Origin of the sequence: Pseudomonas sp. ITEM 17296 (genome assembly GCF_028895205.1) — a bacterium.
GTDB lineage: Bacteria > Pseudomonadota > Gammaproteobacteria > Pseudomonadales > Pseudomonadaceae > Aquipseudomonas > Aquipseudomonas kermanshahensis.
Window position 1 is genome coordinate 230,329 of record NZ_WJRS01000001.1, and the last position, 16,767, is coordinate 247,095.

Here is a 16,767-nt window from a genome sequence, read left to right on the forward strand (position 1 = left end):
GAATGCCCATGGCTTCTGCCGCTGTAAGCCCCGAGCGCCACGAAACGGTAGCGCTGGCCTGGACCAAGGCCGCCATCCTCGACTGCCTGGGCCAGGCGCGACAGGCCCTGGAGCGTTTTGCTGGCGAGCCGGGCGATTTGTCCATGCTGGCGTTCGTGGTCGACAACCTGCACCAGGTGCACGGTTGCCTGCGCATGCTCGAGTTGCGCGGTGCGACGCGCCTGGCTGAAGAGCTGGAGCTGTTCGCCCGGGCCTTGGCCGACGGCCAGGTCAGCCCGCGCGGCGACTGCCTGGGGGCGCTGTTCCGTGGCCTGGAGCAACTGCCGTCGTACCTGGAACGGCTGCGCGGCGCGCGCCACGACCTGCCCTTGGTGATGCTGCCGTTGCTCAACCAGCTGCGTGCCTGCCGCGGCGTGGAGCCCCTGGCCCAGGCCAGCCTCATCAGTGGCACTGCCCAGCGCTTTGCCGGCTCCGATGACCTGGCCAACCTTGACCTGTCGCTGGGCAACTGGCGGGAACAGATGCAGGCCGGGCCCGGCCGCGATGCCCTGCGCTCGGTGGTGAGCGCGCTGTGCGACGACCTGATGCGCATCAAGGAACGCCTGGACCAGTTCGTGCGCGGCGACCGCCAGCACAGCGAACAGTCCGAAGCCCTGCTCGCACCGTTGCGCCATGTCGCCGACACCCTGGCAGTGCTGGGCTTCCAGCAGCCGCGGCGGGTGATCATCGACCAGGTGCTGGCGCTGCAGGCCTTGGCCCCCGGCGAGGGCTCGGTGGATGACGCGGTCTTGATGGATGTGGCGGGCGCCCTGTTGTATGTGGAGGCGACCCTCAATGGCATGGTCGGCCCGCTGGAAGAAAGCGGGCAGGGCGGGATGCCGGGCTCGGACCTCACCGAGATCCGCCAGTTGGTGCTGAGCGAGTCGCTGGCCGTACTGCAGCAGGCCAAGGACTTGATTGGTGATTGCCTGGAGTCCGACTGGCCCCGGCAGCGTCTGCAGCCGCTGCCAGGGCTGCTGCAGCAAGTGCGCGGGGCGCTGGCAATGCTGATGCTGCCGGGCCCTGCCGACGTGGTCGCCGGTTGCGCCAGCTACGTGCAACGCTGGTTGCAGCACCTGGACATCGAGCCGCCAGCCGATGAGCTGGCGCACCTGGCCGATGCCCTGAGCGCAGCCGAATGCTACCTGCAATGGCGGGTGGCCGACCCGCTTGCCGATGCTCAGCCCTTCATCGAAATGGCGCGCGCCAGCCTGGCGGCACTGGGCGTGGCCTGCGCGGTCAGCGAAACGGGCTTCGGCCAACAAGACTACGGCGATGGCATCGACGACGAGCTGCGCGAGGTGTTCCTCGACGAGGCCGGTGAACTGCTGCCGGAAATCGAGCGCCACTGGCTGCGTTGGCGCGCCGACAACCAGCAGCGCGAGGCACTGCTGGAAGTGCGCCGTGCGCTGCATACGCTCAAGGGCAGCGGGCGCATGGTGCATGCCGAGGCGGTGGCCGAGCTGGCCTGGGGCGCGGAGCACCTGCTCAATCGAATGCTCGAAGGCCGAAGCGTGCTCACCCCGGAAGGGGTGGTCGCCTTGCAGCAAGTGTTCGTGCACCTGCCTGACCTGTTGGCCGACTTTGCCGCCGGGCAGTTACCGCAGCTGACCGAAATCGAGCAACTGGCCGGGCATCTGCATGCCCTGGCCGAAAACGATGCGCCACCCGCTGCTGAGGTGGATGGCCTCGATCCGCACCTGCTGGACATCTTCCGCAGCGAGGCGCACGGCCACCTGGCCAGCCTCGAGGCATTCTTGCAGGGCGCCGACGGCCACGACACCCCGGTCAGCGACAGCCTGCAACGCGCCTTGCACACGCTCAAGGGCAGCGCCGCCATGGCAGGCGTGATGCCCGTCGCCGAGCTGGCCACCGCCTTCGACCGCCTGGCGCGTGAATACAAGGGCCACCAGTTGCCCCTGCAAGTGGCGGAGATCGAATGGCTGGAGGCCGGGCGTTCATTGTTCCACCTGGGCCTGGCACAGCTGGACAGCACGCCGCTGGCGGCCATCCCGGGTGCCGCAGAGTTGATCGAACAAGTGGGCCAGGCGGTGGATGTGCGCCTGGCCACCCTGCATGAAGACCCGCAGCATGCGCGCCGCAACAAGCGCGACCCGCAATTGACCGCCAGCTTCCTGGCCCAGGCCATGGACATTCTGCTCGACGCCGAGTCGTTGCTGTCGCGCTGGCAAGAGCAGCCGGGGCAGCGCCAGGCGTTGGACACCCTGCTCGATGAGCTGACCAGCCTGGGCCACGCGGCGCACCTGGCTGACCTGTGGCAGATGGACGATGTCTGCGAGGCCCTGCTCGACGTCTATGGTGCCGTGGAAGAGGGCAGCCTGGCCGCCGACGCACGCTTTTTCGCCCAGGCGCAGGCAGGCCATGAAGCGCTGCTGGACATGCTCGACGAGGTGGCTGCCGGGCAGGAGATTTCGCCCAGGCCGGCGCTGATCGACAGCTTGCGCAGCCTCTTGGCGCAGGCCTTGGCACCTGAGGCCACGGGCCTTGTGGGCATCGATACGGTCACCCCGTTGCACCCCGACATGGACCTTGGCCTGGGGCTGTCGCGCAACCTGGCACTGCCGCCAGCGAGCGAGCCGTTGACTGAAGAGCCTGAAAGCCCAGGCGACAAGGAGCTGCTGGAAGTCTTCCTGGAAGAAAGCTCGGACATCGTCGAAAGCGCCGCTGCGGCCCTGGCGCGCTGGCAGGCCGACCCGCGCAGCAGTGTCGAGGTGGATAACCTGCTGCGTGACCTGCATACCCTCAAAGGCGGTGCCCGCATGGTCGAGATCGCCGCCATCGGCGACCTGGCCCACGAGCTGGAATTTCTTTACGAACTGCTCGCCGCTGGCCGCCTGCCGCCGAGCCCGCCGTTGTTCGCTTTGTTGCAGAATTGCCATGACCGCCTGGCGCACATGCTCGATGCGGTGCGCCTGGGGCAGCCGCTGCATGCCGCCACGGCGCTGATCGACTACATCCGCAACTTCAGCAGTGCGGCCCTGACCGACAGCGCGGCGGGCCAAGGTGCTGTCGAGGCTTCGGCCCTCGAAGTGCCTGCTGCCGCGCCGGAGCGGGCAGCCGGCGACATGGTCAAGGTCGATGCCGAACTGCTCGACGACCTGGGCAACCTGGCCGGTGAGCATTCGGTGATCCGTGGCCGCATCGAGCAGCAGGTCAACGACGCCCAGTTCACCCTCAACGAAATGGAAACCACCCTGGAGCGCATGCGTGACCAGCTGCTGCGCCTGGATGTCGAGACCCAGGGGCGGATTTCCAGCCGGCAGCCGTTCGAGAGCGACGCCTACGACGATTTCGACCCCCTTGAAATGGACCGCCACTCGCAGCTGCAGCAGCTGTCGCGGGCCCTGTTCGAGTCGGCCTCCGACCTGCTCGACCTGAAGGAAACCTTGGCCCAGCGTGCTCAGGAAGCCTACGGCCTGTTGCAGCAGCAGGCGCGGGTGAACAGCCAGTTGCAGGAAGGCCTGACCGCGACCCTGATGGTGCCCTTCGAACGCTTGGTGCCGCGCTTGCAACGCGTGGTGCGGCAGGTGGCCAGCGAACTGGGCAAGCAGGTTGAACTGGTGGTCGGCAACGCCGAAGGTGAGTTGGACCGCAGCGTGCTCGAACGCATGGTGGCGCCCCTGGAGCACATGCTGCGCAATGCCGTCGACCATGGCCTGGAAAGCCGCGAAGCGCGCCTGGCTGCCGGCAAACCGGAGCACGGCACGATTCACCTGAACCTGTTGCACGAAGGCGCCGACATCGTCATCGAGATGACCGACGATGGCGCCGGCGTACCCTTGGAGGCCGTGCGGCGCAAGGCGATCAAGCGTGGCCTGCTGGACCCGCAGGCCCACTTGAGCGATCACGAGGTCTTGCAGTTCATCCTGCGCCCCGGTTTTTCCACCGCCGAGAAGATCACTCAGATTTCCGGGCGTGGCCTGGGCATGGATGTGGTGCACGAAGAGGTCAAGCAACTGGGGGGCTCGATGACCATCGAGTCGGCCCAGGGCAAGGGCGCACGCTTTCTGATCCGCCTGCCGTTCACGGTGTCGATCAACCGCGCGCTGATGGTGCACCTGGGCGAGGACCAATACGCGATCCCGCTCAATACCATCGAAGGCATTGTCCGCGTGCCGCCTGCGGAGCTGGCGGCGTGCTACCAGCTGGATGCCCCGCGTTACGTCTACGCAGGCCACACCTACGACCTGCGTTACCTGGGTGAATTGCTGCAAGGCCAGCCACGGCCCAGCCTGCTTGGGCAAAGCGTGCCGCTGCCGGTGCTGCTGGTGCATTCCCAGGAGCAGTCGTTCGCCATCCAGGCTGACAGCCTGTCACCCAGCCGGGAGATCGTGGTGAAGAGCCTCGGCCCGCAATTCGCTGCGGTCGCTGGGTTGTCGGGCGCGACCTTGTTGGGCGACGGCCGGGTCGTGTTGATTCTCGACCTGCTGGGCCAATTGCGTGGCCAGCAACGGCGCCTGGCGCGCTTGCCGGGCGGCGGCGATGCCCAGCGGCAATTGTTCGGCCCGGCGCCGCGCCGGTCACTGCTGGTGATGGTAGTGGACGATTCGGTCACCGTGCGCAAGGTCACCAGCCGGCTGCTGGAGCGTCATGGCATGAGCGTGCTCACTGCCAAGGACGGGGTCGATGCCATGGCGCAGTTGGAAGAGCATCGGCCGGATGTGTTGCTGCTGGACATCGAGATGCCCCGCATGGACGGTTTCGAGGTGGCCACGCGCATTCGACGCGACGAGCGCCTGAAGGATTTGCCAATCATCATGATCACCTCGCGCACCGGGCAGAAGCACCGCGACCGGGCCATGGCCATTGGTGTCAATGAATACCTGGGCAAGCCTTACCAGGAGTCTGTATTGCTGCAGAGCATCGCCCACTGGAGCCAAGCCCATGCTTGAACTGATCTCGGGCCAGCGCAGCAGCCTTACCGGCCTGTTGTTGCCCTTGGGCGACCGTACCTTGGTCTTGCCCAATGTCGCCGTGGCCGAACTGTTCGGCCAGCGCAACCTGGTGTGCCAGCGTGGCGAGCCCGCCTGGCACCTGGGCTGGATCGACTGGCGCAAGCAGCGTTTGCCACTGATCGGCTTCGAGGCGGCATGCGGCGGCGAAACCCCGTGTGGCGAGCGCGCGCGCATCGTGGTGCTCAATGCCCTGGGCGATACCGGGCTGCGTTACCTGGCGGTGCTGCTGCAGGACATCCCACGCTCGTGCAAGCTCGACAGCCAGCTCAATTATGTGGATGTGGCGCTGGGCAGCCTGGAGCTGGCGGCGGTGCAGGTGGGCGAGCAGGTGGCGCGGGTGCCGGACCTGGTGGCCTTGGAACGGCTGGTGCGTGACGCGGATCTGCAACCTGTCGCAGGATAGGCTGCGGATAGCGCGGTCCCTGTAGGAGCAGCCTTGCGCTGCGAAGAGGCCGCAAAACGCTGCGCAGATCTACTGTGTAATCACTGGCCTCTTCGCAGCACAAGGCTGCTCCTACAAAGGGTTGGATTACCAGAGGACCGCGCAGGTTTTTGGAACCCAGCCCCTCACAGGAGGTCTGTGTTTGCATGTATTACGGTGAACGCTTCAACGCCTGGACCCACTTGGTCGGCGCCATCCTGGCCTGCATCGGTGCCATTTGGCTGATCGTCGTCGCGGGCCTGCAGGGCGACCCCTGGAAGATCGTCAGTTTCTCCATCTACGGCGGCACGCTGTTGCTGCTCTACAGCATTTCCACCCTCTACCACAGCACGCGTGGGCGGGCGAAGGTGATCATGCGCAAGCTCGATCACCTGTCGATCTACCTGCTGATTGCCGGCAGCTACACCCCGTTCTGCCTGGTCAGCTTGCGCGGGCCTTGGGGCTGGAGTTTGTTCGGGGTGGTCTGGGGGCTGGCGGTGATCGGCATGCTGCAGGAGATCAAGCCCCGCTCCGAGGCGCGGGTGCTGTCGATCATCATCTATGCGGTGATGGGCTGGATTGTCCTGGTGGCGGTCAACCCGCTGCTGCGCAGCCTCGGTACCGCCGGTTTCGCCTGGTTGGCGGCCGGCGGGGTGTTCTACACGGTGGGCATCATTTTCTTTGCCTTCGACAGCCGCTTTCGCCACTGGCACGGCATCTGGCACCTGTTCGTGATCGCCGGCAGCCTGCTGCACTTCATCGCCGTGTCGTTCTACGTACTTTAGGCGCAGGGTTAAAAATCGCCCCACAACTGCTGTGCCACCGACAGCGCCACCACTGGCGCGGTTTCGGTCCGCAGCACGCGTGGGCCGAGGCGCGCGGCGTGGAAGCCGGCGGCCTTGGCCTGGTCGACTTCCGCGTCGTTAAGGCCGCCTTCGGGGCCGATCAGGAAGGCCAGGCGTGACGGTGTGTCGTGGCTGGTCAGTGGTTCGGCCACCGGGTGCAGGACCAGTTTCAGGTCGGCTTCGGTAGTTCTGATCCATTCGGCCAGTGTCACCGGCGGGTGGATCACGGGCAGGCTCGACCGGCCGCACTGTTCACAGGCACTGATAGCCACCTGGCGCCAGTGGGCCAGGCGCTTGTCGGCGCGTTCGTCCTTGAGGCGCACTTCACAGCGCTCACTGACGATCGGGGTGATTTCATTGGCGCCCAGTTCGGTGGCCTTTTGAATGGCCCAATCCATGCGCTCACCACGGGACAGGCCCTGGCCAAGGTGGATGTGCAGCGCCGATTCGGCTTGGCCAGTCAGGGCCTGGTCCAGTGTCACGCGCACGGTTTTCTTGCCGACTTCGAGCAACTGGCCACGGTATTCCTGGCCGCTGCCGTCGAACAGTTGCACGGCGTCACCGGGTGCCATGCGCAGCACGCGGCCGATGTAATGGGCCTGGGCTTCGGGCAGGTCATGCTCGCCGAGGCTCAGGGGGGCGTCGATGAAGAAGCGGGACAGTCTCATGGTTCAGCTCGGACGAAAAGGGATCATGTGAGCCTGTGGGAGCGGGTTCACCCGCGAATGCGAAGGTGGGGGCATTATCGCATTCGCGGGTAAACCCGCTCCCACAGGGTCGGCAGTGGGCTTATGGGCCTAGCCCGGGTCGCGGAAGTCGGGGTGGAAGTTGGCCGGTACGGCAACGCTGACGCTGTCGCGGGTGGCGATGTCGATGCCTTCGCTGGCCACCTCGGCGAGGAAGTCGATCTGCTCGGGCGTGATCACATACGGCGGCAGGAAGTACACCACGCTGCCCAGCGGGCGCAGCAGTGCGCCGCGGGTCAGGGCGTGCTCAAAGACCTTCAGGCCGCGGCGCTCCTGCCAGGGGTAGGCGACCTTGCCGGCCTTGTCCTGGACCATCTCGATGGCCAGGGCCATGCCGGTCTGGCGGATTTCGGCGACATGCGCATGGTCGGCCAGGTGCGCGGTGGCCGTGGCCATGCGCACGGACAAGGCCTTGTTGGCCTCGATCACGTTGTCTTGTTCGAAGATATCCAGGGTCGCCAGCGCTGCGGCGCAGGCCAGCGGGTTGCCGGTGTAGCTGTGCGAGTGGAGGAACGCGCGCAGGGTCGGGTAGTCGTCGTAGAAGGCCTGGTACACGGTATCGGTGGTCAGGCACGCGGCCAGCGGCAGGTAGCCCCCGGTCAGGGCCTTGGACAGGCACAGGAAGTCTGGGCGGATGCCGGCCTGTTCACAGGCGAACATCGTCCCGGTGCGGCCGAAGCCCACGGCGATTTCGTCGTGGATCAGGTGCACGCCGTAGCGGTCACACGCTTCGCGCAGCAGTTTCAGGTAAACCGGGTGGTACATGCGCATGCCGCCTGCGCCCTGGATCAGCGGCTCGATGATCACCGCGCTGATGGTGGCGTGGTGCTCGGCCAGGGTTTGTTCCATGGCCTGGAACAGGTTGCGCGAGTGTTCTTCCCAGCCCATGCCCTCAGGGCGCAGGTAGCAATCGGGGCTGGGCACCTTGATGGTGTCGAGCAGCAGCGCCTTGTAGGTTTCGGTGAACAGCGGCACGTCGCCCACCGACATCGCGGCAATGGTTTCGCCATGGTAGCTGTTGGTCAGCGTGACGAAGCGCTTCTTCTCGGGTTTGCCGATGTTCTGCCAGTAATGGAAGCTCATCTTCAACGCGACTTCGATGCAGGATGAGCCGTTGTCGGCGTAGAACACCCGGTCCAGCCCGGCTGGGGTCATGGCGACGAGGCGCTCGGACAGCTCGATCACCGGCTGGTGGCTGAAACCGGCCAGGATCACGTGCTCCAGCTGGTCGACCTGGTCCTTGATGCGCTGGTTGATGCGGGGGTTGGCATGGCCGAACACGTTGACCCACCAACTGCTCACGGCGTCCAGGTAGCGCTTGCCTTCGAAGTCCTCCAGCCACACGCCTTCACCACGCTTGATCGGGATCAGCGGCAGTTGCTCGTGGTCTTTCATCTGGGTGCAGGGGTGCCACAGGACCTTGAGGTCACGTTGCATCCACTGATCGTTGAGGCCCATGGGTACTTCTCCTGGCTTTGCTGCTGGCTTGGACCGCGTAAGCCTAAGCAAAGCTGGAGGGCACCACAACCGCTGGCGGTCAATGTCGTCGGGTACCGGTCCATTCGAGCTTGCGAATGTGCACCGTGCCGGCCTGCGAGGTGGAGATGGTCAGGCGGCGGAAGGGGCCGTCGATGACCTGGTGATAGGGCAGCGTGGAGATCGGACCGGGCATCAGGTCGGTGAAGCCGCTGCCGTCGATGGTGAGCCAGTAGAAGTTGCGTGGGGCTGGCGCCACCAGGTCGTAGTCGTAGTTCTCGACATCGAACAGCATGTGCAGGTCGTCACAGAGATAGTCGCTGACCACGTAGTATTCCAGCCGTAAACACTCGACCTCCTGGGAGAAGGTGATCTCTACATCGCTGTGTTCGCCAATGACCAGCTCCGTGCCGTCTTCGCCTTTGAACGCTTCGTGAAAGCCCGTCCAGGACGTGCTGTTGGAGCGAATGCTCAGGCCAGATGCCGTGCACAGTGTCTGCTTGTGCCACAGAAACTGTCGTTCGACATGAATGAAACGCTCCTCGAAGATCATGCGCAGGCCCTCCTGGCGGGCTCTTGGCCATTCTCGTCAGCATCGCCTACCCACGTGTGACACGGCTACTGGCAAAAATGTCAGTTGCCAAAAGGACTTGATGTCGCCGTGCTGGCAGGGTTGGCAGAGCTGACGTATTCTTAACGCATCGCCTCGGGGCATTCCTGCCTCCCTATTTTTCTGTAACGTCTGACTCGGAGTTCGCCGACATGGCTGCTGCTTGGGTGCGCCTGTGCGCGTTGGTATTGATTGGTGTGTCCAGCGGTGCCGCGCTGGCAAAGGACAAAACACCTACGGCTATCGTGGTGGGTGGGGGCCTTGCGGGCCTCACTGCAGCCTATGAACTGCAGAGCAAGGGCTGGCAGGTGACGCTGCTGGAGGCCAAGTCGGGCATGGGCGGTCGCTCGGGCCTGGCCACCAGTGAGTGGATCGGCAACGCCAAGGCACAGCCGGTACTCAACCAGTACCTCGACCGTTTCAAACTTGAAACACTGCCGGCGCCAGAGTTCGTGCGTACGCCGGGCTACCTGATCGACGGTGAGTACTTCAGTGCGACGGACCTTGCCACCAAGCAGCCCGCCACTGCCGAGGCGCTCAAACGCTACGAGAAAACCCTCGACGACCTGGCCCGTTCGATCGACGACCCGCTGAACCCGCAGGCGACCAGCACGCTGTTCGCCCTCGATCAGATCAACGTGTCTTCCTGGCTCGACAAGCTGCAACTGCCGGCCACCGCGCGTCAGCTGGTCAACCAGCAGATCCGTAGCCGTTACGATGAGCCGTCGCGCCTGTCGCTGCTGTATTTCGCTCAGCAGAACCGCGTTTACCGTGGTGTCAGCGACCGCGATCTGCGTGCCGCGCGCCTGCCCGGTGGCAGCCCGGTGTTGGCCCAGGCGTTCGTCAAACAGCTGAAGACCATCAAGACCAGCTCGCCGGTCACTGCCATCGTGCAGGACAAGGACGGCGTCACCGTCAAGGTTGGTAGCGTGGGCTACCAGGCCGATTACCTGGTCATGGCCGTGCCGCTGCGCGCCCTGGCCAAGATCCAGATGACCCCGGGCCTGGACAGCCAGCACCTGGCCGCGCTCAAGGGCACCAACTATGGCTGGCGCGACCAGCTGATGCTCAAGTTCAACAAGCCGGTGTGGGAAAGCCGGGCCCGTATGTCCGGCGAAATCTTCAGTAACGCAGGCCTGGGCATGCTGTGGATCGAGCCGGCGCTGAAGGGCGGGGCCAACGTGGTGATCAACCTGTCCGGCGACAACGCCCGCCTGCTGCAGGCATTTGGCGACAAGCAGATGGTCGACCAGGTGCTTATCCGCCTGCATGCGTTTTATCCACAGGCCCGCGGTTCGTTCACCGGCTACGAAGTCAAACGCTACAGCACTGACGCTGGCACCGGTGGCGCCTACCTGGCCTACGGCCCAGGGCAGATCAGCAAGTACTGGCGCCTGTGGGAGCGCCCGGTGCAGCGCATCAGCTTCGCCGGTGAGCACACTGACGCCCTCTACCCAGGCACCTTGGAAGGCGCCCTGCGCAGCGGTCAACGCGCGGCGGGCCAGGTGCAGGACCTGCTGGCCGGCAAGTCGTTCGACCCGGCCAAGGCCGTACCGGTGGCGGCGGCAGCAGCAGGCGCCGCGGCGGCCAAAGACAAGGGCGGGTTCTTCTCCAACCTGTTCGGTGGTGCTTCCGACAAGGCTGAAAAGGGCGACAAGGTGGAAAAAGCCCCGGCCAAGGCCGAGCCGGTGAAAGAAGAGGCCAAGCAGGACAAGCCAGGTTTCTTCAAGCGCCTGTTTGGTGGGGCTGACAAGCCTGAGGTGAAAGCCCAGCCGATTGCCAAGGCCGACGAAGTGGCCCCGGCGCCACAGGCCGCTCCAGAGCCGGTTGCGCCGGCGCCTGTGGCCAAGGAAGCCGCGGCCAAACCTGCTGCTGCCAAGCCTGCCGCGCCTAAAACCGCCCCTGCCAAGCATGCCCCGGCGCACAAGCCGGCGGCAAAACAGGCGCACAAGCCTGTTGAAGCGAAAAAGGCTACGGTCAAATCAGAGCCCGCGAAGAAGCCAGTGGCCAATACCCAGGCCAAGGCGGGTTGATTGATCGACAGTGCCGGCCTCTTCCTCCTGTAGGAGCAGCCTTGTGCTGCGAAGGGGCCGGCACTGGCAACCCTGAACTCACCGACTATCGTTAATGTTTCCTTAATAGGAAGCTTTCACAATATCCATCGGGTTTTTCGATAATCCGAAGCAATTTTTTCCGCTTTTATTCGATACGTTACGCGTTAGTCTGTGCACAGCTTTCACGGGGAAACACGCCAACATGCAACTGCGCAATTCACCTTCTCGCTACGGCGTGGTCAGCATCATCCTGCACTGGGGTGTCGCGCTGGCAGTCTTCGGCCTGTTTGGCCTGGGGCTGTGGATGGTCGGCCTGGATTACTACGACCCTTGGCGCAAGTCGGGCCCTGACCTGCACAAGAGCATCGGCCTGGTGCTGCTGGCAGTGATGCTGCTGCGCGTACTCTGGCGTTTCATCAGCCCGCCACCGCCGGCACCGGCCAACCACGGAGCACTCACCCGCGTGGCCGCCAAGCTGGGCCATCTGGCACTGTATGTGGGGCTGTTCGCGGTGATGATCGCCGGTTATTTGATCTCCACCGCCGACGGCGTTGGTATTCCGGTATTCGGCTTGTTCGAAGTACCGGCTCTGGTCAGCGACCTGCCCGATCAGGCGGACCTGGCTGGGGTGATCCATCTCTGGCTAGCCTGGGGCCTGGTGATTTTTGCCGTGCTGCATGGCCTGGCAGCACTGAAACACCACTTCATAGACCGTGACGCGACCCTGATCCGTATGCTGGGCCGCAAAGCTTGACTCTCAACCTCAATTGCAAGGAATAGAAAGGATGTTGAAAAAGACTTTTGCCGCTCTGGCGCTCGGTACTGCACTGTTCTCCGCTGGCCAGGCCATGGCCGCTGACTACAAGATCGACAAGGAAGGCCAGCACGCGTTCGTCGACTGGAAGATCAGCCACCTGGGCTACAGCTTCATTCACGGTACCTTCAAGGACTTCGACGGCAACTTCAGCTGGGACAGCGCCAAGCCTGAAGCGAGCAAGATCAACGTCGACCTGAAGACTGCCAGCCTGTGGTCGAACCACGCCGAGCGTGACAAGCACATCGCCAGCAAAGACTTCCTGGACGTGAAGAAGTACCCGGACGCCAAGTTCGTGTCGACCGCCGTCAAATCGACCGGTGAGAAGACTGCCGACGTGACCGGTGACCTGACCCTGCACGGCGTGACCAAGCCGGTCACCTTCAAGGCCACCTTCAACGGTGAAGGCAAAGACCCATGGGGCGGCGAACGTGCTGGCTTCAACGCCACCACCACGCTGAACCTGAACGACTTCGGCATCAAAGGCCCAGGCGCGACTTCGCAGACTCTGGACCTGGATATCAGCCTTGAAGGCGTGAAGCAGAAGTAATTGCGTTATAGCTGAAACCGCTGGGGCCGCTACGCAGCCCTTTCGCGACACAAGGCCGCTGCTACAGAGAAACGCATTCTTCTGTAGGAGCGGCCTTGTGTTGCGAAAGGGCCGCGCAGCGGCCCCAGTTTTTTACAATCAGCGATTGCGCGTCAGCAGCGCAGGTCGCTCGCCGCGTGGGCGGCTTGGCAGATCGTCCAGTTGCTCAGGCGTTGGGTAACGATCGAGCTTGGATTCCTTGCGGATGATCACTGGCTGGTTCTGCGGCTCACGCGAGCTGCGGACTGCAGGTTCCTGGCGCGCAGCATCATCGCGCGCCGGGCGACCGCGACCACCGCCGTTGTTGTCACGGCGTGCACCGCCGCCCGCGTTGTTGCGCGGTGGGCGCTTCTCGCCGCTGGCGCTGCGTGGCTGGCCACCCGTGCGAGGTTGGCCGCCGTTGTTGTTGCGTGGAGCCGCCGCACCTTGGCCTTGGTTTTGACCTGCGCCAGTGCCACCGCCAGGACGACGGTTACGCCCCTGGTTTTTGCCCTGGTACGGGCTGACGTAGTCAGCGCGGTTGCCGAAGTTGTCGACTTCGTCATCCAGGAACTCGTCCGGGGCACGGTCGGCCGGTGCTTTCGGTGTGCTGTTCTGGCTGGCTTGCTGCTGGCGTGGCTTGTTGTCACGCGGCTTGCGCTGTTGCGGCTTGTCGCCCGCCTTTTCCTTCTCGGCAGGCTTCTCGGCAGCGTGCTGCCGGGTCTTGCCCTTGTCCTTGCCTTTGTCTTTGCGGCCGCCGTTGGCGTCTTTGCCGCCTTCGCCGCGTGGCTGGCTGCGACCGCCACGGCCGGCGTTTTGCGGGCGTTCGCGCACTTCTGGCTTCTCGGCCTCGACCTGGCTTGCGTCGAAGCCCATCAGGTCGCCGTCAGCAATCTTCTGCTTGGTGACCCGCTCGATGCTCTTGAGCAGCTTCTCTTCATCAGGCGCGACCAGGGAAATGGCCTCACCCGAACGGCCGGCACGGCCCGTACGGCCGATACGGTGGACATAGTCCTCCTCGACATTGGGCAGCTCGAAGTTGACCACGTGGGGCAACTGGTCGATGTCCAGGCCGCGGGCGGCGATGTCGGTGGCAACCAGTACCCGTACCGCGTTGGCCTTGAAGTCGGCCAGGGCTTTGGTGCGGGCGTTCTGGCTCTTGTTGCCGTGGATCGCGGCGGCGGTCAGGCCGTGCTTTTCCAGGTATTCGGCCAGGCGGTTGGCGCCATGCTTGGTACGGGTGAAGACCAGCACCTGTTCCCAGGCACCCTGGGTGATCAGGTGTGCCAGCAGCGCACGCTTGTGGCTGGCGGGCAGGCGGTAGATGCGCTGCTCGATGCGCTCGACCGTGGTGTTCGGTGGGGTGACCTCGATGCGCTCCGGGTTATGCAGGAGCTTGTCTGCCAGGTCGGTGATGTCCTTGGAGAAGGTGGCCGAGAACAGCAGGTTCTGGCGTTTGGCCGGCAGGCGGGCAAGGACCTTCTTCACGTCATGGATGAAGCCCATGTCGAGCATGCGGTCGGCTTCGTCGAGGACCAGGATTTCGACGTGGGCCAGGTCGACCTTGCCTTGGCCAGCCAGGTCGAGCAGGCGGCCAGGGCACGCGACCAGAACATCGACACCTTTGGCGATGGCCTGGATTTGTGGGTTCATGCCGACACCGCCGAAGATACAGGCGCTGACCAGCGGCAGATCACGGGCATAGACCTTGAAGCTGTCATGCACCTGGGCGGCCAGCTCGCGGGTCGGAGTCAGGACCAGTACGCGAGGCTGGCGTGGGCCATGGCGCTGCGACTTGTCAGGGTGGCCACCCGGGAACAGGCGCTCGAGGATCGGCAAGGCGAAACCGCCGGTTTTACCAGTACCTGTCTGGGCGGCGACCATCAGATCACGGCCTTGCAACACGGCGGGAACAGCCCGCTGTTGCACCGGAGTCGGCTGGGTATAGCCCGCAGCCTCGATAGCGCGGACAAGAGCCTCGGAGAGACCGAGGGAAGCAAAGGACATGGGCAATCCTGTTCTCGTGTGGGCTGGGCCCGTTGGGATGTTCTGCCTGGCGCGACGGGCATCGGTGAGATGCGATCGCGTCCGGTCCAGCTTGGCTTTCACTGCACATCCAGGAAGCGGAGGGCTGACGCTATGGTGCGTCGTTGCCGATCGGGATGCCTGTTGCTAGGCCGAGCGTCCGGGCGTAAGCCTGGCGGGAAGGCCCGAGTATAACAGAGCTATCGCGACGTGCTGCTTTCCTGCTGCTCAACGGCGTTGAGAATGTTTCCGATGTCGCCTATGTAGCGGTGGCTGATGGCGGCGTAGGCGGGTTCCTGCTTGAAGCGTTGCAACTCTTCGGAGAACGCCTGGGCCAGTGCCTCGCGCCCGGGTTTGCGGGTCAGCCCCAGGTATTGCGTCTGTCGGCTGACCACCCAGGGCAGCTCTTCGATGCGTTGTTCAAGGCCCAGCTGGCGCATCAGGTAGCGCCCAACCCTGCGGTCGGTAATCAGCAAATCGATACGGCCCAGCAGCAGTTTGCCGAAGTTGGCTTCATGGGTAGGGGCTGCTTCGCGGCGAAAACGCGGCGAATCGTTGAATGCGGCGCCGTAGGTGTAGCCGGGCGATGTGCCGACGGACAGGCCCGCAAGATCGTCCAGGCCGGTGACGGCATGACGGCGGCTGCGGGCCTGGAACAGCACGAACTCGACATCCGACATGGGCTCCGTTGGGTAGACCAGGTAGGGCTTGCGCGTGTCGAACTGGAAGATATCCACAATACCGTCGGCCAGCCCTTGCTCGATCATTGCCAGGCAGCGCTTCCAGGGCAGGAACTGCCATTCCACCTCTACCCCCAGGCGCTTGAATACCTGGGTGGTCACTTCGTAGTCGATGCCCCGAGGTTGGCCATCTTGCTGGTACACATACGGTGCCCAGTCGTCGGACACCAGGCGCAGGCGTTCGGCCAGAGCCAACGGGCTCAGGCAGGCGAGCAGCAGGATCCAGAACAATCGGGTGGTGGCGAACATGGCCCGCAGATTACGCGCTCGGCCTGCTCAAGGCCAGTGAAGCGGCGGCTGTTCAGGCCTGCGCCGACTTGAGCAGGTGCGCTTCGATAGCCTTGCGCTGTGCCCCGAGTGACAGGCGCAGGCCCGGGTGACGCAGGCACTGGCGCAGCTGTTCGGGCTGGATGCGGCCGTTGCGTGCATTGAAGTTCTCCAGGGCTTTGTCCCACCAGGCCGATGCACAGGCCCGGTCGAACTCGTTGGGGTAGGGGTAGCTGCCATACAGCAATTCGCGGGCAAATTGCCGCTCGTGGCTGGGCAGGGTCAGGCTCAACGCCTTGTAGCCCAGCCGATGCAGGGTCGGCGGCCGCGGCAGTTGATCGTTGACCCGTGCGACATCGGCCAGTGCAGCTTCGCTCAACGGAGCGTCGCCGTGTTTGCGCAGCCAGGCCTGGATCTTGGCGCGGAACTGGGCCTTGCGGCTCCAGTAGTGGTGGATGACGTCGGTGCACTCGGCCAACTGCAGTTTGCGGTAGGCGGCCACGGCCAGGCAGAACTCTTCGAGGGTGTAGGCCTCGCGGGCCAGTGGGTAGAACTGGTCCATCATGGCGATGGAGTGGTCCAGTGCCTGCGCGTCTGCGGCGGTGAGGCCGATCACGCCCGAGTTGATCAGCGGCATCTGGCAATCGGCCAGGCCTTGGGCCTGGAGGACGGACAGCAGGTTCTTGTACAGCAGGCATTTCTGGTTGGCGCCGTAGCGTCCGCCGATGGCGTTGCACAGCAGATGGCCAGGCGCGACCCGCTGGAACAGCCGCATCGGTGACTGACGGAAGAAGGTGTCGGTATCGATCAGCACCGCCATTGCATGCTGCGTCAGCACCTGGCGCAGCAGCACATGCTTGCTGCGAAAGTGATAACCATGCGGGGCATTCCACGCCGCGCGCGTGGCGTCGTCGAGCAGGTGCAGCGTGACCGGCAGCTTGGCATAGGGCGCCGGGTTGTCGGTGTAGACCTGAATATCCAGCGCCTCGCCTGCCGACACGTCCAGGTGGGCAAGGGCACTGACGATGCTGAAGCAGGCTTCCTGATGGTAGGTGGCCGGGCCGAAAGCCAGGTAGACGAGCTGAGGGCGCGATGGCTGAGGATGCTGCATGTCAGGCAAGACCTGTTTAACCCGAAAATAAATAAGGCCTTAGTCTATGACCAAAGCCTTAATCATTTCTTAATC

At 64.3% G+C, this 16,767-nt stretch carries 12 protein-coding genes; 6 read left to right on the forward strand and 6 right to left on the reverse strand.

The features are described 5' to 3' along the window. Positions 1-8 precede the first annotated feature (8 nt). The 3 genes from GIB19_RS00975 to trhA all read left to right on the forward strand — a co-directional run bounded on the left by GIB19_RS00975 (position 9) and on the right by trhA (position 6,221). The gene (locus tag GIB19_RS00975) at positions 9-4,952 is read left to right on the forward strand and encodes a hybrid sensor histidine kinase/response regulator (protein WP_274882898.1); all 4,944 of its coding nucleotides are present in this window, start codon (positions 9-11) and stop codon (positions 4,950-4,952) included. Beyond that, the gene (locus GIB19_RS00980) at positions 4,945-5,418 is read left to right on the forward strand and encodes a chemotaxis protein CheW (RefSeq protein WP_274882900.1); all 474 of its coding nucleotides are present in this window, start codon (positions 4,945-4,947) and stop codon (positions 5,416-5,418) included. Before GIB19_RS00975 ends, GIB19_RS00980 begins: the two co-directional genes overlap by 8 nt. A gap of 185 nt (positions 5,419-5,603) precedes the next feature. Then, a complete protein-coding gene (gene trhA / locus GIB19_RS00985) occupies positions 5,604-6,221 on the forward strand; it encodes a PAQR family membrane homeostasis protein TrhA (RefSeq protein WP_027592440.1) in 618 nt (205 codons plus the stop codon). Positions 6,222-6,229: 8 nt separating this feature from the next. Here the strand turns inward: trhA and GIB19_RS00990 are convergent, their stop codons facing one another. From GIB19_RS00990 to GIB19_RS01000, 3 genes are all read right to left on the reverse strand, one after another. Further along, entirely contained in the window at positions 6,230-6,949 is a 720-nt protein-coding gene (locus GIB19_RS00990; RefSeq protein WP_274882903.1) for a 16S rRNA (uracil(1498)-N(3))-methyltransferase, read from the reverse strand. Positions 6,950-7,078: 129 nt separating this feature from the next. Then, positions 7,079-8,485 carry an adenosylmethionine--8-amino-7-oxononanoate transaminase gene (locus GIB19_RS00995; protein WP_027592442.1) on the reverse strand — a complete coding sequence of 469 codons (1,407 nt, stop codon included), beginning with the start codon at positions 8,483-8,485 and terminating at the stop codon, positions 7,079-7,081. 79 nt (positions 8,486-8,564) lie between these two features. Further along, a complete protein-coding gene (locus tag GIB19_RS01000; RefSeq protein WP_099430630.1) occupies positions 8,565-9,056 on the reverse strand; it encodes a hypothetical protein in 492 nt (163 codons plus the stop codon). Positions 9,057-9,265: 209 nt separating this feature from the next. Between GIB19_RS01000 and GIB19_RS01005 the strand changes: the two genes are divergently transcribed. The 3 genes from GIB19_RS01005 (at position 9,266) to GIB19_RS01015 (ending at position 12,531) form a co-directional block, all read left to right on the forward strand. Continuing rightward, positions 9,266-11,146: a flavin monoamine oxidase family protein gene (locus GIB19_RS01005; RefSeq protein WP_099430629.1), complete on the forward strand. Its 1,881-nt coding sequence runs from the start codon at positions 9,266-9,268 to the stop codon at positions 11,144-11,146. 223 nt (positions 11,147-11,369) lie between these two features. After that, a complete protein-coding gene (locus tag GIB19_RS01010) occupies positions 11,370-11,921 on the forward strand; it encodes a cytochrome b (RefSeq protein ID WP_099430628.1) in 552 nt (183 codons plus the stop codon). A gap of 31 nt (positions 11,922-11,952) precedes the next feature. After that, positions 11,953-12,531 (forward strand): YceI family protein, encoded by a 579-nt coding sequence (locus GIB19_RS01015; RefSeq protein ID WP_027592446.1) that lies wholly within the window; start codon positions 11,953-11,955, stop codon positions 12,529-12,531. A 138-nt stretch (positions 12,532-12,669) separates the two neighbouring features. On the opposite strand, the gene GIB19_RS01020 is transcribed toward GIB19_RS01015, so the two are convergent. The 3 genes from GIB19_RS01020 to GIB19_RS01030 all read right to left on the reverse strand — a co-directional run bounded on the left by GIB19_RS01020 (position 12,670) and on the right by GIB19_RS01030 (position 16,692). Further along, a complete protein-coding gene (locus GIB19_RS01020) occupies positions 12,670-14,556 on the reverse strand; it encodes a DEAD/DEAH box helicase (RefSeq protein WP_274882908.1) in 1,887 nt (628 codons plus the stop codon). Between the two features lie 218 nt (positions 14,557-14,774). After that, positions 14,775-15,563 (reverse strand): substrate-binding periplasmic protein, encoded by a 789-nt coding sequence (locus tag GIB19_RS01025; protein ID WP_274882909.1) that lies wholly within the window; start codon positions 15,561-15,563, stop codon positions 14,775-14,777. Between the two features lie 52 nt (positions 15,564-15,615). After that, positions 15,616-16,692: a hypothetical protein gene (locus GIB19_RS01030; protein WP_274882910.1), complete on the reverse strand. Its 1,077-nt coding sequence runs from the start codon at positions 16,690-16,692 to the stop codon at positions 15,616-15,618. Between the last annotated feature and the right edge of the window lie 75 nt (positions 16,693-16,767).